Consider the following 21,114-nt stretch of genomic DNA (forward strand, 5'->3'; position numbering starts at 1 on the left):
TGTCGTCCGTATTGCCGATTTAATATTGAGCATTGAGTAAAAAAATATCACTGGATACAGTATGGTACCCTCAACATTTTCTCGTTTGAAAGCCGCGCGCGCGCTACCAGTCATTCTGGCAGCACTGATTTTCGCAGGCTGTGGCACCCAGGCGCCAGACCAGAGTGCAGCCCATATGCAGGGCACTGCGCAGGCTGATTCCGGCTTTTATCTGCAACAAATGCAGCAAAGCTCAGATGATAGCAAGACCAACTGGCAATTACTTGCCATTCGTGCACTGCTGAAAGAAGGCAAGAGCCAGCAGGCTAGCGAGCTGTTCAACCAGCTGCCGCAGAAACTAAACGACACTCAGCGTCGTGAGCAGTCTCTGCTGGCCGTCGAGATCAAGCTCGCACAGAAAGATATCGCTGGCGCTCAGGCCCTGCTGGATAAACTCACTCCTGCCGATTTCGATCAAAACCAGCAGGCCAGATACTGGCAGGCGCAAATCGACGTCAACCAGGGTCGCCCATCGTTGACACTACTGCGCGCGCTGATCGCTCAGGAACCGCTGCTGGCCGCGAATGCTAAGCAGAAAAACATCGATGCCACCTGGCAGGCGCTGTCATCCATGACCCAGGAGCAAGCACAGGCACTGGTCATCAATGCGGATGAAAACGTGCTGCAAGGCTGGTTGGATCTCCAGCGCGTCTGGTTCGATAACCGTAACGATCCAGACATGATGAAAGCCGGTATTGCGGACTGGCAGAAACGTTATCCGCAAAACCCGGGCGCAAAAATACTGCCAACGCAGTTGGTTAACGTCCAGAGCTTTAAGCCCGCCTCCACCAGCAAAATTGCGCTGCTGCTGCCGCTGAACGGTCAGGCCGCTGTATTTGGCCGGACTATTCAGCAAGGCTTTGAAGCGGCGAAAAATATGGGTACTCAACCCGTAGCGGCCCCTGCGGTAGCTGCGCCTGCTGCGGATACAACAGCTGCGACGACCACAGAACAGCCGCAAACGACTGACGGCGTTGCCAGCCCTTCTCAGGCGTCAGTAAGCGATCTGACCAACGAGACGCCAGCTCAGCCAGAAACACCTGCTGCGCAGCCCGCAGCACCCGCTCAGCTAACAACCGCCAGCGCACCGGCGAATCCATCAGCAGAGCTGAAAATCTACGACACTTCATCACAGCCTCTGAACCAAATCCTGACTCAGGTTCAGCAGGATGGTGCCAGCATCGTGGTTGGCCCACTGCTGAAGAATAATGTTGAAGAGCTGATGAAAAGCAATACGCCATTAAACGTGCTGGCACTTAATCAGCCGGAATCGGTGAAAAACCTGCCGAACGTCTGCTACTTCGCTTTGTCGCCAGAAGATGAAGCGCGCGACGCCGCGCGTCACATCCGCGATCAAGGAAAACAGACGCCGCTGTTGTTGATCCCTCGGAGTTCATTAGGCGATCGCGTTGCCAACGCCTTTGCACAGGAATGGCAAAAGCTGGGCGGCGGCGTAGTGTTGCAGCAGAAGTTTGGCTCCACCGCCGAGCTGAAAATGGGCGTAAACGGCGGCTCGGGAATTTCCCTGACGGGCAGCCCGGTAGCCTCCTCTGTACCTGCGCAACCTGGCGTGACGATTGGCGGCCTGACGATTCCGGCTGCGCCCACCGATGCGCAGATCACCGGCGGCAGCGGCCGTGTTGATGCCGTGTATATTCTGGCGACGCCGGAAGAAATTGCCTTTATTAAGCCGATGATCGCTATGCGCAACGGCAGCCAGAGCGGAGCGACGCTGTACGCCAGCTCCCGTAGCGCGCAGGGAACTGCTGGCCCGGATTTCCGTCTGGAGATGGAAGGCTTGCAGTACAGCGAAATACCGATGCTGGCAGGTGCTAACGCTCCTCTCATGCAGCAGGCGCTTGGCGCGGTTCGTAACGACTACTCACTGGCACGTATGTATGCGATGGGCGTCGATGCCTGGTCACTTGCCAACCACTTCTCGCAAATGCGTCAGGTACAGGGTTTCGAAATTAACGGCAACACCGGGGCCTTAACCGCAACGCCAGATTGTGTGATTAACAGGAAGTTATCATGGCTCAAATACCAGCAAGGACAAGTCGTCCCCGCCAGTTAACGAGTAAACAGACCGGTGACGCGTGGGAATCCACCGCGCGTGACTGGCTGCAAAGCAAGGGACTGCATTTTATCGCCGCCAACGTGCGTGAACGTGGCGGCGAAATCGACCTGATAATGCGTGAAGGCAGCACCACCGTCTTTGTTGAAGTCCGCTATCGGCGCTCGGCCCAGTTTGGCGGCGCAGCGGCGAGTGTGACCCGGAGCAAACAACACAAATTATTACAGACCGCCCGCTTGTGGCTTGCGCGCCACAATGGGAGTTTTGATACTGTGGATTGCCGGTTCGATGTGTTAGCCTTCACCGGAAATGATGTTGAGTGGTTTAAGGACGCGTTCAACGACCGCTCATAGTTGAAGATTCAGAGCCTGGTTCTTAAGGATTAGCGTGTTAGATAGAATTAAAGTCTGCTTTACAGAAAGCATTCAAACTCAGATAGCTGCGGCTGAAGCACTTCCGGATGCGATCTCCCGTGCCGCCATGACGCTGGTTCAGTCCCTGCTCAATGGCAACAAAATTCTCTGTTGTGGTAATGGGACGTCCGCTGCCAACGCACAGCATTTTGCTGCCAGCATGATCAATCGTTTTGAAACAGAACGCCCAAGTTTACCTGCGATTGCACTAAACACTGATAATGTGGTCTTAACTGCGATTGCCAACGATCGCCTGCACGACGAAGTTTATGCAAAACAAGTCCGTGCGCTGGGACATGCAGGAGATGTTCTGCTGGCAATCTCTACGCGTGGTAATAGCCGCGATATCGTAAAAGCCGTTGAAGCCGCCGTGACACGCGACATGACAATCGTCGCGCTGACAGGGTATGACGGAGGGGAACTGGCCGGATTACTGGGGCCGCAGGATGTTGAAATCCGTATCCCCTCACACCACAGCGCCCGCGTTCAGGAAATGCACATGCTGACGGTCAACTGCCTTTGCGATCTCATCGATAACACGCTTTTCCCTCACCAGGATGATTAAGGAGTACACATGAAGGCATTTTCGCCGCTTGCTGTGATTATCGCTGCACTGCTGCTGCAAGGTTGTGTCGCTGCTGCCGTTGTCGGAACTGCTGCTGTCGGCACCAAAGCCGCGACGGATCCTCGCAGCGTCGGCACCCAGGTAGATGATGGAACCCTGGAATTACGCGTCAATACGGCGTTGTCGAAAGATGCCCAGATCAAGAAAGAAGCGCGAATCAACGTGAGCGCATATCAGGGTAAAGTGCTGCTGGTCGGTCAGTCGCCAAATAGCGAACTGTCTGCACGAGCAAAACAGATTGCGATGGGCGTAGAAGGTACGACTGAGGTCTTTAATGAGATCCGTCAGGGCCAGCCAATCGGTCTGGGCGATGCGTCCAACGATACCTGGATAACCACCAAAGTACGTTCCCAGTTACTGACCAGCGATCAGGTGAAATCCTCTAACGTGAAAGTCACGACCGAGAATGGAGAAGTGTTCCTGTTAGGTCTGGTGACCGAACGCGAAGCGAAGGCGGCGGCAGACATCGCCAGCCGGGTAAGCGGCGTGAAACGCGTCACGACGGCCTTTACGTTTATTAAGTAATACTGATGCCGGATAGCGACGCCTGAGCGTCTTATCCGGCCTACAGGACGTTATCGTTTGTAGGTCGGATAAGCGTCAGCGCCATCCGGCATTTTATTTAGCCCTTTCGCGTAACTCGGAAGAGGTCAGGATCGAAACCCCTTCATGCCCAGGCGCCAGCGCTTCTGCCAACATTGCCCGCGCAACATCGCGCGCTTCAATCGACTTCCAGTTACCCGGCAGCAGCCTGAACAACGGCGCTAAAAACATCTCATTCGCCCGCTGTTTGTCCCTATCACCTAGTAGCATTGAAGGCCGGGCAATGGTCAGCCGAGGCCAATTCTGCGCAATCAGCGCCTGCTCCATTTCACCTTTCACCCGGTTATAAAAAAACGGTGAATTGGCATTAGCGCCCATCGAACTCACCACCAGCATATGCTGTGCCCCCAGCCGACGCCCCGTCAGAGCTGTATCCACTACCAGCGTATAGTCAGCGTGGATAAATGCTTCTTTGCTGCCCGCTTCACGTCGGGTCGTTCCCAGACAACAAAAGACAATATCGACCGGATCGGTAACCTGCGCCAGAGCATCGGTTAGCTGCGGATCGTGGGGATTATAGATGCCAACCGTATCAGCCAGCGGTCGACGCGTCGGCACCGTAATGGCATTGATCCGGGGTTCATTCAGTAGCATCCGCAATAAATGTCCACCCACCAGACCCGTTGCACCGGTTATTAACACCTGGCTCATCGTTTATTTTCCCCTGACGCTTCAATCACTCTTTTAACTATAGATCACGTAGCCAGTGCATCTTTTTACCGAAGCCCAGCGTGTTGTCCGTGAATTTGACTTCATCCAGTCGAATCTCCCACACGGGCGCTGGCAACATTCTGGCGACAGGGAAACGGCGGTTGTAGGCGTTACGCGCGGCTTCACTCTCCAGCCCTTCAAGACGGCGAATCTCACCCTTAAACTGCACGCCACGAATCAGGGCGACCGTTTTGGGCTGCCCATTTACCGTGCCGGCAATCGGTGCGCGCGGCCCGGACATTTGCGCATGGCGCGTTTTATCTTCGGTCAGCACATAGAATGCCATCTTCTGCGCATCAAACAGGTAAAACGCATTGGCGCACCACAATTCACCTTCATGGTGTACGCACCAGGTCACGACGTGCTGTTTTGCCAGCCAGCGAGACACCGCAGTCAGTGTTTCCATTTGTGTTCTCTTTTATACTGTAGGTCTGAAAATTATCACGTCGATGGTGACAATGACACCCTGGTATCTGTACCTGATCCGTACCGCTGACAACGCCTTATACACCGGAATAACCACCGATGTGCAGCGCCGCTATAAGCAGCATCAAAGTGGGAAAGGCGCGAAGGCGCTACGTGGAAAGGGGGAACTCACGTTGGCATTTGCGGCGCAAGTTGGCGACCGTTCGCTGGCCCTGCGCATAGAGTATCGCGTCAAACAGCTCACAAAGCGTCAGAAAGAGCGCCTTGTAGAAGGCGAAGGGCTTGAAGCTCTACTGAGCAGCCTGCAAGCCCCGGATGTTAAAAACGATTGAAGTGGTCGTGGTATTCCACCAGGCCCGTCACGCCCTCCAGCGCATCGTCCGCCAGGCGATGAACCTGGAACGCGCTTTCGGTGCCCGGCCAGCGGCAACGCAGGTCATGATGCGCTGCCAGCTCAAAGCCAAAGCGGCTGTACAGTGCCGGATCGCCCAGCGTAACCACCGCGGCGTAGCCAAACTCGTTCAGGGAATCGAGTCCTTCATAGACCAGTTGACGCGCCAGGCCCTGCCCCCGGTAGTTTTCATCCACCGCGAGCGGCGCCATGCCGACCCATTGCAGATCTTCACCCTGAACATCGACAGGACTGAACGCGACGTAACCCACTACCTGACCTTCATCATCGGTAGCAACCAAACCCAACGTTAAGAAACCATCTTCACGCAGGTCGTGGACTAATTTTGCTTCCGCATCGCTCTCAAATGAACGGCGCAGCAACGCATCAATACCAGGGGCATCAATGGGAATCTCAACTCGAATCAGCATGGCTCACCTACCGAGGTCTGTTTGGTTTCTGGCGACGTTTTCATCCCCGCCTCAACAAAATCCGCCAACTGCATCAGCATGACGCGCAACGCTTTAGGCATCTGCTCCAGTTCGATGGCATCCATCAGATTTTTTACGTATAGCCCTAATTCTGTATCACCTTCAATCACCAGGCGACGCTGGAAGAAAAGCGTATCCGGATCCTGCTTGCGGGCCACGATCATCAGGAGATCGCTGGCATCGGCGCTAAAACTCACATCCGCATCTGCATTCTGGCTGACGATAAGTTTATCGTTCTCAACAGAGGTATACCATTTGAGGTCAATGTCACGCACATGAATGCTCAGCCAGCGACCTTCGAGAAACTCCAGCTCCCCATCGGCCAGCGCCTGACTAAACTGCCAGCTCAGGACCTGCTCCAGAACCTGGCGCTTCAGCGCAAAGGGCGTCAGTTTAACCGGTACACTCATCAGAGAAGGACCTAAATGTACTAAGCGTGAACGCAGTTTATCCAACACGAGCTTTACTCCCTGTTTCAATAGTCCTGCTATTTTGCCATATCAAATAAACGACATAGCGGCATAAATCAACAATTCGCTACGAAATTGTTACCTCTTTATTGGTGTCACCAATACGACTTTAACTGCCTCAAATCAAAAATTGTCTCAGCAAGGTTAACTAAAATCCCTCTTCGTTAACATTTCTGCGCCCTACATGGCGCAACGTTCAGGATAAATTATGGAGCTGCTCTGCCCTGCCGGAAACCTCCCGGCGCTTAAGGCGGCCATCGAGAACGGCGCTGATGCTGTCTACATCGGGCTGAAAGATGATACCAACGCCCGTCATTTCGCCGGCCTTAATTTTACCGAGAAAAAATTGCAGGAAGCGGTGAGTTTCGTTCATCAACATCGCCGTAAGCTGCACATTGCGATTAACACCTTTGCGCACCCGGATGGTTACGCACGCTGGCAGCGTGCCGTTGATATGGCAGCGCAACTGGGTGCAGACGCGCTGATCCTCGCCGACCTCGCCATGCTTGAGTATGCCGCAGAGCGCTACCCGCATATTGAGCGCCATGTCTCTGTTCAGGCATCTGCAACCAATGAAGAGGCGATTAATTTCTACCATCGCAACTTTGACGTCGCCCGCGTGGTTCTGCCGCGCGTGCTGTCTATTCATCAGGTGAAGCAACTTGCTCGCGTCACACCAGTTCCCCTGGAAGTGTTCGCCTTTGGCAGCTTGTGCATTATGGCGGAAGGCCGTTGCTATCTTTCGTCTTACCTGACGGGCGAATCTCCTAATACCGTCGGTGCCTGCTCCCCTGCCCGTTTTGTGCGCTGGCAGCAGACCCCACAGGGTCTGGAATCTCGCCTGAACGAAGTGCTGATTGATCGCTACCAGGATGGCGAAAACGCCGGGTATCCAACGCTGTGTAAAGGGCGCTACCTGGTGGATGGCGAGCGCTACCATGCGCTGGAAGAACCCACCAGCCTCAACACGCTCGAACTGCTGCCGGAACTGCTGGCTGCCAATATTGCCTCGGTGAAAATCGAAGGTCGCCAGCGCAGCCCGGCTTACGTTAGCCAGGTGGCGAAAGTGTGGCGTCAGGCAATCGACCGCTGTATGGCCGACCCGCAAAACTACGTCCCGCAGGCCGCGTGGATGGAAACGCTCGGTTCAATGTCCGAAGGCACGCAGACCACGCTTGGCGCGTATCACCGTAAATGGCAGTGAGAAAAGCAATGAAATATTCATTAGGACCCGTGCTCTACTACTGGTCGAAAGAAACGCTGGAAGATTTTTACCAGCAGGCCGCCGCCAGTCATGCTGACGTTATCTATCTTGGCGAAGCGGTATGCAGCAAACGCCGTGCGACCAAAGTGGGCGACTGGCTGGATATGGCGAAGTCTCTCGCCGGTAGCGGTAAGCAGGTGGTGCTGTCGACGCTGGCGCTGGTGCAGGCTTCCTCTGAACTGGGAGAGCTGAAGCGCTATGTCGAAAACGGCGACTTCCTGTTGGAAGCCAGCGATCTCGGCGTGGTGAATATGTGCGCCGAGCGTAAGCTGCCGTTTGTCGCCGGGCACGCGCTCAACTGCTACAACGCCGTCACGCTGCGTATTCTGCTCAAGCAGGGCATGGTGCGCTGGTGTATGCCGGTAGAGTTATCCCGCGACTGGCTGGTGAACCTGCTCAACCAGTGCGACGAACTGGGTATTCGCGACCAGTTTGAAACCGAAGTGCTGAGTTATGGGCATTTACCGCTGGCCTACTCTGCCCGCTGCTTTACCGCACGTTCCGAAGATAAGCCTAAAGACGAGTGCGAAACCTGCTGCATTAAATATCCCAACGGGCGTGATGTGCTGTCGCAGGAGAATCAGCAGGTCTTTGTGCTCAACGGGATCCAGACCATGAGCGGCTATGTCTACAACCTCGGTAACGAGCTGACATCGATGCAGGGGCTGGTTGATATTGTGCGCCTTTCCCCGCTGGGGACAGAGACATTCGCCATGCTTGACGCCTTCCGTGCCAATGAAAATGGCAGTGCTCCATTACCGCTTGCCGCCCACAGTGACTGCAACGGCTATTGGAAGCGACTGGCTGGTCTGGAGCTGCAGGCGTAAAAAAGCTCACTTTGTTAACAACGGTAATCAAATTTTAATGCAGTATTAAAAGATTAACCGGTAACAAAGTGAGCCGTTATGACTGACAAAACTATTCCGTTCTCGGTGCTGGATCTGGCACCGATCCCTGAAGGTTCTTCGGCAAAAGAGGCCTTCACGCACTCGCTTGATCTCGCCCGACTGGCCGAAAAGCGCGGCTACCACCGCTACTGGCTGGCAGAACATCACAACATGGTCGGTATCGCCAGCGCCGCAACCTCAGTGCTGATTGGCTATCTGGCTGCTAATACCACCACGCTGCATCTCGGGTCTGGCGGCGTGATGCTGCCCAACCATTCGCCGCTGGTGATCGCCGAGCAGTTCGGTACCCTGAATACGCTGTATCCGGGACGCATCGATCTTGGGCTTGGCCGCGCGCCGGGGAGCGATCAGCCAACGATGCGTGCGCTGCGCCGCCATATGAGCGGTGATATCGATAACTTCCCACGCGACGTCGCTGAACTGGTGGACTGGTTCGACGCCCGCGATCCTAACCCCCATGTACGCCCGGTTCCCGGCTACGGCGAGCAGATCCCGGTCTGGTTATTAGGCTCCAGCCTGTACAGCGCACAGTTGGCGGCCCAGCTCGGCCTGCCGTTTGCCTTCGCCTCGCATTTTGCTCCGGATATGCTGCATCAGGCGCTGCATCTGTATCGCACCCAGTTCAAACCCTCAGCGCGGCTGGCAAAGCCGTATGCAATGGTGTGCATCAACATCATTGCCGCTGACAGCAATCGCGACGCCGAGTTTCTTTTCACCTCGATGCAGCAGGCGTTTATGAAACTGCGTCGTGGCGAAACGGGCCAGCTACCACCGCCGGTAGAGAATATGCATCAGCTGTGGTCCGCTTCAGAACAGTACGGCGTACAACAGGCGCTGAGCATGTCGCTGGTTGGTGATAAGGCAAAAGTGCGTCACGGTCTTGATGCCATTTTGCGTGAAACCCAGGCCGATGAAATTATGGTTAACGGCCAGATTTTTGATCATCAGGCACGTCTACATTCGTTTGATTTGGCGATGGATGTGAAGCAGGAATTGTTGGGGTAGCGCGGTTTGTGCCTGATGGCGGCTACGCCTTATCCGGCCTACACGGTACTGTAGGCCCGGTAAGCGTAGCGCTACCGGGCAACGGTTTTACTGATAGACCGGTAACAGATCCACGCTCGACAGAATATGGATAACCGCGTTGCCGATACCGAACACCAGGATCAGCGCAATCATCGGCTTACCGCCCCAGACACGGAATTTCGGGCTACCGAAACGCTCGCGGGATTTACGGGCCAGCAGCGCCGGAACAATGGCAGCCCATATGGTTGCTGCGAGTCCTGCATAGCCGATGGCGTACAGGAAACCGTTCGGCCATAGCAGGCCACCGATAATTGGCGGGACAAACGTCAGCAATGCCGTTTTGAAACGTCCCACTGCTGAGTCATCAAAGCCAAACAGATCCGCCAGATAGTCAAACAGACCGAGCGTAACGCCGAGGAATGAACTCGCCACCGCAAAGTTAGAGAACACCACCAGCAGCAGATCAAGACTGCGGCTGTTTAGTACGCCGCTCAGTGCCTGTACCAGCACATCAATGTTACCGCCCTGTTGCGCGATACCGATAAACTCTGGACGCGGAATGTTGCCCATCGTTCCCAGCAACCATACGGTATATAGCACCAGCGCCAGCAACGTGCCGTACACCAGACACTTAACGATGGTCTTCGGATCTTTGCCGTAGTACTTCATCAGGCTCGGGACGTTGCCGTGATAGCCGAATGAAGCCAGACAAAACGGCAGCGTCATCAGCAGATACGGTGTATACGAAGCATTGCTTTGTGCCACGTTAAACAGCGTAGTGGGCGTAACATGTCCCAGCAGACTGCCGAAGGTCAGGAAAAAGGTAATCACCTTTGCGCCCAGCACAATCGCCGTCATGCGGCTAACCGCTTTGGTGCTTAACCACACCACAAATGCCACCAGCAGCGCAAAGCCAAGACCTGCCGCGCGCGCCGGAACATTCAGCGACATCTCGGAGAAGGTGTGATGCAGAATCGACCCGCTCGCTGAGATATAGGCGTAAGTCAGGATATAGAGAACGAAGGCGATCGAGATGCCGTTCACTACGTTCCAACCTTTACCCAGCAGATCTTTCGTGATGGTGTCAAAACTGGAGCCAATGCGGTAATTGAGGTTAGCTTCAAGGATCATCAGCCCGGAGTGCAGCATGCAGAACCAGGTGAAGATCAGCGCCGCCATTGACCAGAAAAACCACGCCCCGGACATGACCACTGGCAGAGAAAACATCCCCGCGCCAATAATGGTGCCGCCGATAATCACCACGCCGCCGAGCAGCGAAGGTGACGTTTGGGTGGTGGTTAGTGTTGCCATTTAGCCATCTCTCCAGTCATTTATATTGTGACTACATCTCAATGTGCCGCACTGTACCAGTACACGAGTACAAATGAAATAAAAAAAGCCCCGATTGTTGAGATCGGGGCTGTATATATTACTTTACGCAGCGAAACTTATGCGTCACCGCCGAAACGACGACGACCAGCGGAGTCATCACGACGCGGAGCAGAAGAATCGTCACGACGCGGACCACGATTGCCTTCACGACGTTCGCCGCTAAAACGACGACCATCACCACGACCGCCTTCACGACGTTCACCGCTAAAGCCACGACCTTCACCGCGACCACCTTCACGACGCTCACCGCTGAAACGTCCACCGCCACGACGCTCACCACCGGTGTGCGGAACTGCATCGCCAACCAACTGCATGTTCATCGGCTTGTTCAGGATGCGAGTACGGGTAAAGTGCTGCAGCACGTCGCCCGGCATACCTTTCGGCAGCTCGATGGTGGAGTGGGAAGCAAACAGCTTGATGTTACCGATGTAACGGCTGCTGATATCGCCTTCGTTAGCAATCGCGCCAACGATATGACGAACTTCAACACCGTCATCACGGCCCACTTCAATGCGGTACAGCTGCATGTCACCAACGTCACGACGTTCACGACGCGGACGATCTTCACCACCACGGTCATTACGGTCACGAGGGCCACGATCGTTACGATCGCGCGGACCACGGTCATCACGATCGCGGAATTCGCGTTTCGGACGCATTGGTGCATCTGGCGGCAGGATCAGCGGACGTTCGCCCTGAGCCATTTTCAGCAGTGCGGCTGCCAGCGTTTCGATATCCAGCTCTTCTTCCGGCTGCATTTTCGCCAGCAGAGCACGGTACTGATCCAGATCGCTGCTTTCCAGCTGCTGCTGTACTTTAGCGGCGAATTTTTCCAGACGGCGTTTGCCCAGCAGTTCTGCGTTCGGCAGTTCTACTTCCGGAATCGTCAGCTTCATAGTGCGTTCGATGTTACGCAGCAGACGACGCTCACGGTTCTCAACGAACAGCAGCGCACGGCCAGCACGACCCGCACGACCGGTACGGCCGATACGGTGAACGTAAGACTCGGAATCCATCGGGATGTCGTAGTTAACAACCAGGCTGATACGCTCAACGTCCAGGCCACGGGCCGCAACGTCGGTAGCAATCAGGATATCCAGGCGGCCATCTTTCAGACGTTCCAGAGTCTGCTCACGCAGGGACTGGTTCATGTCGCCGTTCAGTGCAGCGCTGCTATAACCGCTACGCTCCAGCGCTTCTGCCACTTCCAGGGTCGCATTTTTGGTACGAACGAAGATAATCGCCGCATCAAAATCTTCTGCTTCCAGGAAACGCACCAGCGCTTCATTTTTACGCATGCCCCACACAGTCCAGTAGCTCTGGCTGATGTCAGGACGCGTGGTAACGCTGGACTGAATGCGTACTTCCTGCGGCTCTTTCATAAAGCGACGGGTAATACGACGAATCGCTTCCGGCATGGTTGCAGAGAACAGAGCGGTCTGATGACCTTCCGGGATCTGCGCCATGATGGTTTCAACGTCTTCGATGAAGCCCATACGCAGCATTTCGTCAGCTTCGTCCAGTACCAGACCGCTCAGTTTGGAGAGGTCCAGAGTACCGCGCTTCAGGTGATCCAGCAGACGGCCCGGCGTACCGACGACGATCTGTGGTCCCTGACGCAGGGCACGTAATTGCACGTCATAACGCTGGCCGCCGTACAGGGCAACCACGTTCACGCCGCGCATGTGTTTAGAGAAATCCGTCATGGCTTCTGCAACCTGAACCGCCAGTTCGCGGGTCGGTGCCAGCACCAGAATCTGAGGTGCCTTCAGCTCAGGATCAAGATTGTTGAGCAGCGGTAAAGAGAACGCTGCAGTTTTGCCGCTACCCGTCTGGGCCATACCCAGAACATCGCGACCGCCCAGCAGATGCGGAATGCACTCTGCCTGGATTGGAGATGGTTTTTCGTAACCCAGATCGTTAAGGGCTTCAAGGATAGGAGCCTTCAGGCCCAGATCTGCAAAAGTGGTTTCGAATTCAGCCATGTAGTACGTGTGCCTCAAAATTAATGGCGGCCAGTCTACATAACTCATCATGAAATTGATCTGCAATTTTCATTGAAAAGTGTGAACCGGCTCAAAGTAGGTGTATTAACGAACAACAACGCCCTCACCCGTGAAGGTGATGGCAATCAAAAAAGATTACGGGCTGATGTGTACGTCAGCTATTGCTGGTCCGATTCTGCCAGGTCATCTTGGTCCTGGCCCAGGAGCGATAATTCCAACAATGCGTATCGGTGCTCAACAAAGTTATGAACGTTGTTAGCCACCGCCAGTTTGAACAATGCCGTAGCGTTGTCCAAATCCCCCAGACTTAGGTAGTACTTACCTAAATAGAAGTTGGTTTCACTGAGATGCTCAGCGAGCGAGGTGTTATCCGTTGCGTCCGCCTTCAGGCGTTCCATCAGCGTTGCTTCGCTAATGTTGCCCAGGTAGAACTCGACAATGTTCCATCCCCATTGCTCTTTATCCGATTTCTCAAAGCGTTGCTTCAACGCTTCTTTCGCCTGCTTCTCATCGAGCTTCTGCTCGGCGAGATAAAGCCACAGACTACGGAAAGGATCATTGGGATCGTCTTGATAAAACGCTAGCAGATCATCTTGCGCTAACTTGTCGCGACCGCCGTAATACAATGCGATACCGCGATTTAAGTGCGCGTAGTTGTAAGTTGGATCAAGCTCAAGTACAGAATCAAACGCTTCATAGGCAGCATCAAAATTGCCTGCCTGCGTTAAATATATACCTAAGTAATTGAATACTTCAGGCATATCTGGTCGGATTGCCAGCGCTTGTGAAAAATCATTTCGCGCCAGTGCCCTCAGACCGAGACTATCATACAACACTCCGCGCTCATATAAAAGCTGTGCGCGTTCGTCATCGGTTAAAGCCCGACTGGCAAGAATTTGTTCCATACGTGCCAGAATCACTTCCTGCTGCAAAGTCGGTTGCAATGGTACTGCGAGGACTTCACTCTTTCGCCAGGCGGAATTACTGCATCCAGCCAGCGTGAGTGCTGTCGCAACGAAACACCAGCGCAAAAAAGGCTTCATTTCCCACTCCCGAAGACAACGATTGAATGAACGTCCAGGTTCCCCGGTTGCTAACAAGGCATCCTGCCGGGTTAAAGGCCCTCCGCTTTCACGGAGGGCAATGGCAACCTTACTCGCCCTGGCTTGCCGGAGCTTCCGGTTCGCCTGCAGGCTGAGACTGCTCAGTTGCTTCTTTAATGCTCAGACGTACACGGCCCTGGCGATCAACTTCCAGAACTTTGACCGGTACTTCCTGGCCCATCTGCAGGTAGTCGGTCACTTTCTCAACGCGCTTATCAGCGATCTGAGAGATGTGTACCAGACCTTCTTTACCGCCACCGATGGCAACGAATGCGCCAAAGTCAACGATACGGGTCACTTTACCATTGTAGATACGGCCTACTTCGATCTCTGCGGTGATCTCTTCGATACGACGGATAGCATATTTCGCTTTTTCGCCGTCAGTCGCAGCAATCTTCACGGTACCATCATCTTCGATTTCAATGGTGGTGCCGGTTTCTTCGGTCAGAGCACGGATAACAGAACCGCCTTTACCGATAACGTCTTTGATCTTGTCCGGGCTGATCTTGATGGTGTGGATACGCGGAGCAAATTCAGAGATATCGCCACGCGGTGCGTTGATCGCTTGTTCCATCACACCCAGGATGTGCAGACGCGCACCTTTAGCCTGGTTCAGAGCAACCTGCATGATCTCTTTGGTGATACCTTCAATTTTGATATCCATCTGCAGTGCAGAGATACCGTCGCGGGAACCCGCCACTTTGAAGTCCATATCGCCCAGGTGGTCTTCGTCGCCCAGGATGTCAGACAGAACAACAAAGTTGTCGCCTTCTTTCACCAGACCCATCGCGATACCCGCAACGGCGGCTTTGATCGGCACGCCTGCGTCCATCAGCGCCAGGGAAGCACCACATACGGAAGCCATGGAAGAAGAACCGTTAGATTCGGTGATTTCAGAAACCACACGCACGGTGTACGGGAATTTATCCAGTTCCGGCATTACTGCCAGTACGCCACGTTTCGCCAGACGGCCGTGACCAATCTCACGACGCTTCGGAGAACCGACCATACCGGTTTCACCTACGCAGTACGGAGGGAAGTTGTAGTGGAACAGGAAGTTGTCAGTGCGCTCGCCCATCAGTTCGTCAAGGTTCTGCGCATCACGAGTGGTGCCCAGGGTCGCAGTAACCAGCGCCTGAGTTTCGCCACGGGTGAACAGTGCGGAGCCGTGGGTACGCGGCAGAACGCCAGTACGCACGTCCAGACCACGGATCATGTCTTTTTCACGGCCATCGATGCGCGGCTCGCCTGCCAGTACGCGGCTACGAACAACGTTTTTCTCGATAGCGTGCAGGATTTCACCCAGTTCGTTAGCGTCCAGGGTTTCGTCTTCAGCCACCAGAGTCGCGATGGTTTCAGATTTGATTACGTCAACCTGAGCATAACGCTCTTGTTTGTCGGTGATGCGGTAAGCATCGCTCAGGCGAGCTTCTGCCAGTGCGGCAACGCGTGCGTTCAGCGCTTCGTTGACGGCTTCTGGCTGCCAGTCCCAACGCGGTTTGCCAGCTTCTTTCGCCAGCTCGTTGATAGCCTGAATCACAACCTGCTGCTGTTCGTGACCGAACACAACAGCACCCAGCATCTGATCTTCGCTCAGCAGTTCTGCTTCGGATTCAACCATCAGTACGGCTGCTTCAGTACCCGCAACAACCAGGTCCAGCTTGCTTTCTTTCAGTTCGTCCTGAGTCGGGTTCAGTACGTACTGGTCATTGATGTAACCAACACGTGCAGCACCGATCGGGCCGTTGAATGGAATACCAGACAGAGTCAGCGCAGCAGATGCACCAATCATTGCCACGATGTCCGGGTTAACCTGCGGGTTAACGGAAACAACGGTCGCGATAACCTGAACTTCGTTCACGAAGCCTTCCGGGAACAGCGGGCGAACCGGGCGGTCAATCAGACGCGCGATCAGGGTTTCGCCTTCGCTCGGACGGCCTTCACGACGGAAGAAGCTACCCGGGATACGGCCAGCAGCGTAGGTACGCTCCTGATAGTTAACGGTCAGCGGGAAAAAGTCCTGGCCTGGTTTCGCTTTTTTCTGGCCAACAACGGTAACGAATACCGCGGTGTCATCCATGCTAACCATAACAGCGGCAGTCGCCTGACGCGCCATCATGCCGGTTTCCAGCGTAACGGTATGCTGACCGTACTGGAATTTACGAACGATCGGATTAAGCAAAATAATATCCTTTCTCTATTTTTTTGACGGCACATTTTGCGCCATCGTTAATACCCGATCTTCTGCGCATCCTCGCGACTAATGACAACCCTAACCCATAAGCATGAGTAAAGCCTCTCATTAGCCGCGCGAACCTCTGCAACGGAAGATCATTCATAGCAACAATACATTAGTTTCCAGCGAATTGCTGCCATCTGCTGGAAAAAAGGGGCCATGAAGGCCCCCTCTTTCTGAAACTCGAAAGAATTAGCGACGCAGACCCAGACGCTCGATCAGCGCGGTGTAACGTGCAACATCTTTACGTTTCAGGTAGTCGAGCAGTTTACGACGCTGAGAAACCATGCGCAGCAGACCACGACGGCTGTGGTGATCTTTTTTGTGCTCTGCAAAGTGGCCCTGCAGGTGGTTAATCTGTGCAGTCAACAGTGCAACCTGAACATCGGTAGAACCGGTGTCGTTTGCATCACGACCAAACTCAGAAACGATTTTAGCGGTAGCTTCAGTACTTAGAGACATTTTAAAACTCCAAAGTGTTAAGAATGAAAGGATGCCGATCTCTAATTCAGCTATCCCAGTGTATACACTTTATCCTTCAAACTGACTCTGCGTTGGCTGCGTCCGCTCACCTCAGTCACTTATCTAAGTAAGCTCCTAAGGATTCTCAGACTTGCCGCCTTGATGCAGCTCGAATGATTTTGTGTATACGTCGCGTAGATTGTTAAACAATTTACGCGACGTTAAGCGGCAGTATTCTACTCGCAGTGCCCTTTTATCGCAAGACAGAGAGCGCTATGCAGGATACTCAACCACCAGGCGACGGGGGGCGACACGACCTTCATCGTCCATCTCCCCCATGCCGATAAACTTGCCGTCATCGCCTTCCGTCACGCGGACCAGCCCTTCCAGCGGCGCGCCTGATGTCCGTACCGGGTTACCGTTTTTAAAGTAAACCGAGGATGTTAAAGGCAAATTAACAACAGGATAGTCCGATGCTGGACTGTCCATTGGCATCAGCAAAGGATCAAGCAGCTGTGCCGCCGGAATGTTCTGCTGCTCGGCCTGTTCAACCAGCTCACGCAGATGTTCCAGCGTCACCATTCGATCCACCGGATACTTGCTGACCGTCAAACGACGCAGATACGTGACGTGCGCGCCGCAGCCCAACTTCTCACCCAGATCGTCAACAATGGTGCGAATATAGGTGCCTTTGGAACAGTGAACTTCCAGCTCCAGTTCGTTACCTTCGTGACGGATAAACAGCAGCTCATAGACGGTAATCGGTCGCGCTTCACGCGGCACTTCAATACCCTGACGCGCATATTCGTACAGCTTCTTACCCTGATACTTCAGCGCCGAATACATTGACGGGATCTGCTCGATATCGCCGCGGAAAGTTTCCAGCGCGCTCGCCAGTTGTTCTGCGGTGAAGGTTACCGGACGTTCCTGCACGATTTGCCCATCGGCATCGGAAGTGTCTGTACGCTGGCCCAGACGGGCAACCACACGATAGCGTTTGTCAGAATCCAGCAAATACTGTGAAAACTTAGTCGCTTCACCGAGGCAGATTGGCAGCATGCCTGTCGCCAGCGGATCCAGTGCGCCGGTATGTCCTGCGCGATTGGCATTGTAGATGCGTTTTACTTTTTGCAGTACATCATTGCTGGACATGCCCTGCGGCTTATCCAGCAGCAGGACACCGTGAATGTCGCGACCACGACGACGAGGACGACTCATCAGTCCTCCTTGCTGTCGTCCGCTGGGTTCACACGACGCTCATCGTCATGTTTCACCACGCTGGTCACCAGGTTGGACATGCGCATCCCTTCAACCAACGAGTTGTCGTAGAAGAAGGTCAGCTCAGGCACGATACGCAGACGCATGGCTTTACCCAGCAGAGAACGGATAAAACCAGAGGCTTCCTGCAGTGCCTTGATGCCGTTTTTCACAGCAGCTTCGTCCTGATCGTTGAGGAAAGTCACGAATACTTTGGCATATGCCAGATCACGAGACATCTCAACACCCGATACGGTGGTCATCATACCAACACGCGGGTCTTTGATTTCGCGTTGCAGGATGAGTGCGATCTCTTTCTGCATCTCTTGCGCGACACGCTGCGGGCGACCAAATTCTTTCGCCATAATAAATTCTCCAGAATAAAGACAAAAAAGGGGCTATCAGCCCCTTTTTAAATTTCTTGCCGGGTGGCGCTTCGCTTACCCGGCCTACACCTAATCATCTTCTAAGGATTTTGGGCTGCAAATTGCGGCCCAAAAGACGACGAAGATTAAGCGATAGTACGTTGGATCTCGATAATCTCGAACACTTCGATCATATCGCCAACGCGAACGTCGTTGTAGTTCTTAACGCCGATACCACATTCCATGCCGTTACGGACTTCGTTAACGTCATCTTTGAAGCGACGCAGGGATTCCAGCTCGCCTTCATAGATAACCACGTTGTCGCGCAGAACGCGGATAGGGTTGTGACGTTTAATCGTGCCTTCGGTAACCATACAGCCTGCGATAGCGCCGAATTTCGGTGATTTGAACACATCACGAACTTCAGCCAGACCAATGATCTGCTGTTTCAGCTCCGGAGACAGCATGCCGCTCATCGCTGCTTTCACTTCGTCGATCAGATGATAGATGACGGAGTAGTAACGCAGATCCAGGCTTTCAGATTCGATAACTTTACGTGCAGAGGCATCAGCACGGACGTTGAAGCCAACCAGAATCGCGTTGGATGCCGCAGCCAGGGTCGCGTCGGTTTCGGTGATACCACCTACGCCAGAACCGATGATCTTCACTTTGACTTCGTCGGTAGACAGTTTCAGTAAAGAGTCGGAAATCGCTTCTACAGAACCCTGAACGTCAGCCTTCAGGACGACGTTCACTTCGTGAACTTCGCCTTCGGTCATGTTAGCGAACATGTTCTCGAGTTTAGATTTCTGCTGACGAGCCAGTTTGACTTCACGGAATTTGCCCTGACGATACAGTGCAACTTCACGGGCTTTCTTCTCGTCACGAACGACAGTAACTTCGTCACCTGCAGCCGGAACACCGGACAGACCGAGGATTTCCACCGGAATGGACGGACCTGCTTCCAGTACTTCCTGACCCAGTTCGTTACGCATAGCACGAACGCGACCGTATTCGAAGCCACACAGTACGATGTCGCCTTTGTGCAGCGTACCTTCACGCACCAGTACGGTAGCAACCGGACCACGACCTTTATCCAGGAAGGATTCGATAACCGCGCCGCTCGCCATGCCTTTACGCACAGCTTTCAGTTCCAGTACTTCGGCCTGCAGCAGGATAGCATCCAGCAGTTCGTCGATACCGGTACCCGCTTTCGCAGAAACGTGAACGAACTGGCTCTCGCCGCCCCACTCTTCCGGCATGATGCCGTACTGGGACAGTTCGTTTTTAACGCGATCTGGATCCGCTTCCGGCTTATCGATTTTGTTGACTGCAACCACCACCGGCACACCTGCCGCTTTCGCGTGCTGGATAGCTTCGATAGTCTGCGGCATCACGCCGTCGTCTGCAGCAACAACCAGAACAACGATATCCGTTGCCTGAGCACCACGAGCACGCATGGAGGTAAACGCGGCGTGACCCGGGGTATCCAGGAAGGTGATCATACCGTTGTCAGTTTCAACGTGGTACGCACCGATGTGCTGAGTAATGCCGCCTGCTTCGCCAGAGGCCACTTTCGTAGAACGAATGTAGTCCAGCAGAGAGGTTTTACCGTGGTCAACGTGACCCATGATGGTCACAACTGGTGCGCGCGGTTCAGCCGCAGCACCGGTGTCACGGTCGCTCATTACCGCTTCTTCCAGCTCGTTTTCACGACGCAGGATAACTTTGTGGCCCATCTCTTCGGCAACCAACTGTGCGGTTTCCTGGTCGATGACCTGGTTAATGGTAGCCATTGCGCCCAGTTTCATCATCGCTTTGATGACCTGAGAGCCTTTAACTGCCATTTTGTTCGCCAGATCGCCAACGGTGATGGTTTCGCCGATCACAACGTCACGGTTAACGGCCTGAGCTGGCTTCTGGAAGCCCTGCTGCAGAGCGGAACCTTTACGCTGCTTACCGCCTTTACCGCCGCGAACCGCTGCACGTGCTTCCTCACGGTCAGCTTTAGATTCAGCGTGTTTGTTGCCTTTCTTCGCCGGACGCGCTGCTTTAGTGCTGCGAGTACGACCACGACCGCCTTCGACTTCACGATCGTTCTCGTCTTCAGCCTGGCGAGCATGCTGAGAAGTGGTGACGTGATAATCGCTGGTGTCTTCGACAGGTTCAACGTTATTCACACCATTTTTCTCGTTTTCTTCCGCCATACGGCGAGCTTCTTCCGCTACGCGGCGCGCTTCTTCTTCAAGCTTGCGACGTGCTTCTTCTTCCGCTTTACGCTTCAGTTCTGCGGCTTCATTTTCACGGCGGGCTTTTTCGGCCTGGGCGGTTTTAGTCATATCGTCGGTCTGTTGATTGCTCACTTTGTCTTTTTCCGCAGCTTCACGTTTCGCTTTATCAGCGGCTTCACGCTTAGCTTGTTCTGCGGCCTCACGTTCGGCTTTTTGTTGCGCCTCGCGTTTGGCAGCTTCTTCTGCCTCACGACGGGCTTGCTCTTCCGCTTCACGCTGCGCCTGCTCTTCCGCGGCAAGGCGTTCAGCCTCTTGCGGATCGCGTTTCACAAAGGTGCGTGTCTTGCGGACTTCGATTTGTACCGATTTGCTTTTTCCACCGGTACCTGGAATATTGAGAGTACTGCGCGTTTTACGCTGCAATGTCAACTTATCCGGCGCTGAGCCGTTTTCACGGTTCAAATGCGCCAGTAAGGTTTGTTTCTCTTGTGCGGACACAGAGTCGTCAGCAGACTTCGGGATACCGGCATCAGCAAATTGCTGTACCAGGCGATCCACGGAAGTCTGTATCTCTGCAGCCAGCGTTTTTACGGTTACATCTGTCATACTGTTCCTTCCTGC

Annotated in this window: 21 protein-coding genes; 8 read left to right on the forward strand and 13 right to left on the reverse strand. The window is 54.1% G+C overall.

Features of this window, described 5'->3' with window-relative positions:
* Nucleotides 1–61: 61 nt before the first annotated feature.
* Genes OGV98_RS02825 through dolP form a run of 4 tightly spaced genes read left to right on the forward strand, consistent with a single transcriptional unit; the run spans nucleotide 62 to nucleotide 3,676 of the window.
* Complete coding sequence (locus OGV98_RS02825; RefSeq protein ID WP_202580965.1) at nucleotides 62–2,113, forward strand: penicillin-binding protein activator; 2,052 nt, start codon at nucleotides 62–64, stop codon at nucleotides 2,111–2,113.
* The gene (locus OGV98_RS02830; RefSeq protein WP_003024946.1) at nucleotides 2,071–2,466 is read left to right on the forward strand and encodes a YraN family protein; all 396 of its coding nucleotides are present in this window, start codon (nucleotides 2,071–2,073) and stop codon (nucleotides 2,464–2,466) included. Before OGV98_RS02825 ends, OGV98_RS02830 begins: the two co-directional genes overlap by 43 nt.
* Nucleotides 2,467–2,500: 34 nt before the next feature.
* Nucleotides 2,501–3,091 (forward strand): DnaA initiator-associating protein DiaA, encoded by a 591-nt coding sequence (diaA, locus tag OGV98_RS02835; protein ID WP_003024948.1) that lies wholly within the window; start codon nucleotides 2,501–2,503, stop codon nucleotides 3,089–3,091.
* A gap of 9 nt (nucleotides 3,092–3,100) precedes the next feature.
* Nucleotides 3,101–3,676, forward strand: coding sequence for a division/outer membrane stress-associated lipid-binding lipoprotein (dolP, locus tag OGV98_RS02840; RefSeq protein WP_003024954.1), 576 nt, complete (start codon nucleotides 3,101–3,103; stop codon nucleotides 3,674–3,676).
* A gap of 93 nt (nucleotides 3,677–3,769) precedes the next feature.
* Here the strand turns inward: dolP and OGV98_RS02845 are convergent, their stop codons facing one another.
* Entirely contained in the window at nucleotides 3,770–4,405 is a 636-nt protein-coding gene (locus OGV98_RS02845; protein ID WP_121540484.1) for an NAD-dependent epimerase/dehydratase family protein, read from the reverse strand.
* 37 nt (nucleotides 4,406–4,442) lie between these two features.
* Entirely contained in the window at nucleotides 4,443–4,871 is a 429-nt protein-coding gene (locus OGV98_RS02850; RefSeq protein WP_044714511.1) for a YhbP family protein, read from the reverse strand.
* Between the two features lie 43 nt (nucleotides 4,872–4,914).
* Here OGV98_RS02850 and OGV98_RS02855 point away from each other — a divergent pair, with 43 nt between their 5' ends.
* Nucleotides 4,915–5,223 (forward strand): GIY-YIG nuclease family protein, encoded by a 309-nt coding sequence (locus OGV98_RS02855; protein WP_088169154.1) that lies wholly within the window; start codon nucleotides 4,915–4,917, stop codon nucleotides 5,221–5,223.
* Here OGV98_RS02855 and OGV98_RS02860 read toward each other — a convergent pair.
* Nucleotides 5,210–5,713, reverse strand: coding sequence for a GNAT family N-acetyltransferase (locus tag OGV98_RS02860; protein ID WP_003024966.1), 504 nt, complete (start codon nucleotides 5,711–5,713; stop codon nucleotides 5,210–5,212). The two genes, OGV98_RS02855 and OGV98_RS02860, sit on opposite strands and share 14 nt — an antisense overlap.
* On the reverse strand, nucleotides 5,707–6,231 hold the full coding sequence (gene ubiT / locus OGV98_RS02865) for a ubiquinone anaerobic biosynthesis accessory factor UbiT (RefSeq protein ID WP_003024968.1): 525 nt from the start codon (nucleotides 6,229–6,231) through the stop codon (nucleotides 5,707–5,709). Before ubiT ends, OGV98_RS02860 begins: the two co-directional genes overlap by 7 nt.
* Nucleotides 6,232–6,451: 220 nt before the next feature.
* On the opposite strand from ubiT, the gene ubiU reads away from it, so the two are divergent.
* The 3 genes from ubiU (at nucleotide 6,452) to OGV98_RS02880 (ending at nucleotide 9,420) form a co-directional block, all read left to right on the forward strand.
* Entirely contained in the window at nucleotides 6,452–7,447 is a 996-nt protein-coding gene (gene ubiU, locus OGV98_RS02870) for a ubiquinone anaerobic biosynthesis protein UbiU (RefSeq protein ID WP_003839981.1), read from the forward strand.
* Nucleotides 7,448–7,455: 8 nt separating this feature from the next.
* Nucleotides 7,456–8,334, forward strand: a complete 879-nt coding sequence (locus OGV98_RS02875) for a U32 family peptidase (protein ID WP_003844853.1) — start codon at nucleotides 7,456–7,458, stop codon at nucleotides 8,332–8,334.
* Nucleotides 8,335–8,412: 78 nt separating this feature from the next.
* Entirely contained in the window at nucleotides 8,413–9,420 is a 1,008-nt protein-coding gene (locus tag OGV98_RS02880; RefSeq protein WP_032950308.1) for a luciferase-like monooxygenase, read from the forward strand.
* 87 nt (nucleotides 9,421–9,507) lie between these two features.
* Here OGV98_RS02880 and mtr read toward each other — a convergent pair whose 3' ends face one another.
* From mtr to infB, 9 genes are all read right to left on the reverse strand, one after another.
* Nucleotides 9,508–10,752: a tryptophan permease gene (gene mtr / locus OGV98_RS02885; RefSeq protein ID WP_054528824.1), complete on the reverse strand. Its 1,245-nt coding sequence runs from the start codon at nucleotides 10,750–10,752 to the stop codon at nucleotides 9,508–9,510.
* Between the two features lie 137 nt (nucleotides 10,753–10,889).
* A complete protein-coding gene (locus OGV98_RS02890) occupies nucleotides 10,890–12,818 on the reverse strand; it encodes a DEAD/DEAH family ATP-dependent RNA helicase (protein ID WP_003839970.1) in 1,929 nt (642 codons plus the stop codon).
* Nucleotides 12,811–12,891 (reverse strand): protein YrbN, encoded by an 81-nt coding sequence (yrbN, locus tag OGV98_RS02895; RefSeq protein ID WP_010723222.1) that lies wholly within the window; start codon nucleotides 12,889–12,891, stop codon nucleotides 12,811–12,813. The genes OGV98_RS02890 and yrbN overlap by 8 nt, the downstream gene beginning before the upstream one ends.
* Nucleotides 12,892–12,997: 106 nt before the next feature.
* Nucleotides 12,998–13,882, reverse strand: a complete 885-nt coding sequence (gene nlpI / locus OGV98_RS02900) for a lipoprotein NlpI (protein WP_003024982.1) — start codon at nucleotides 13,880–13,882, stop codon at nucleotides 12,998–13,000.
* Between the two features lie 109 nt (nucleotides 13,883–13,991).
* Nucleotides 13,992–16,124, reverse strand: a complete 2,133-nt coding sequence (gene pnp, locus OGV98_RS02905) for a polyribonucleotide nucleotidyltransferase (RefSeq protein WP_003024984.1) — start codon at nucleotides 16,122–16,124, stop codon at nucleotides 13,992–13,994.
* A gap of 246 nt (nucleotides 16,125–16,370) precedes the next feature.
* Nucleotides 16,371–16,640: a 30S ribosomal protein S15 gene (gene rpsO, locus OGV98_RS02910; protein WP_000059465.1), complete on the reverse strand. Its 270-nt coding sequence runs from the start codon at nucleotides 16,638–16,640 to the stop codon at nucleotides 16,371–16,373.
* Between the two features lie 273 nt (nucleotides 16,641–16,913).
* Nucleotides 16,914–17,858, reverse strand: coding sequence for a tRNA pseudouridine(55) synthase TruB (gene truB / locus OGV98_RS02915; protein ID WP_003024986.1), 945 nt, complete (start codon nucleotides 17,856–17,858; stop codon nucleotides 16,914–16,916).
* On the reverse strand, nucleotides 17,858–18,262 hold the full coding sequence (rbfA, locus tag OGV98_RS02920) for a 30S ribosome-binding factor RbfA (RefSeq protein WP_003024988.1): 405 nt from the start codon (nucleotides 18,260–18,262) through the stop codon (nucleotides 17,858–17,860). The genes truB and rbfA overlap by 1 nt, the downstream gene beginning before the upstream one ends.
* A 146-nt stretch (nucleotides 18,263–18,408) precedes the next feature.
* Nucleotides 18,409–21,099, reverse strand: a complete 2,691-nt coding sequence (infB, locus tag OGV98_RS02925; protein WP_003844847.1) for a translation initiation factor IF-2 — start codon at nucleotides 21,097–21,099, stop codon at nucleotides 18,409–18,411.
* Nucleotides 21,100–21,114: the final 15 nt, after the last annotated feature.

It is taken from the genome of Citrobacter sp. Cf136, from assembly GCF_030333815.1.
GTDB lineage: Bacteria > Pseudomonadota > Gammaproteobacteria > Enterobacterales > Enterobacteriaceae > Citrobacter > Citrobacter freundii.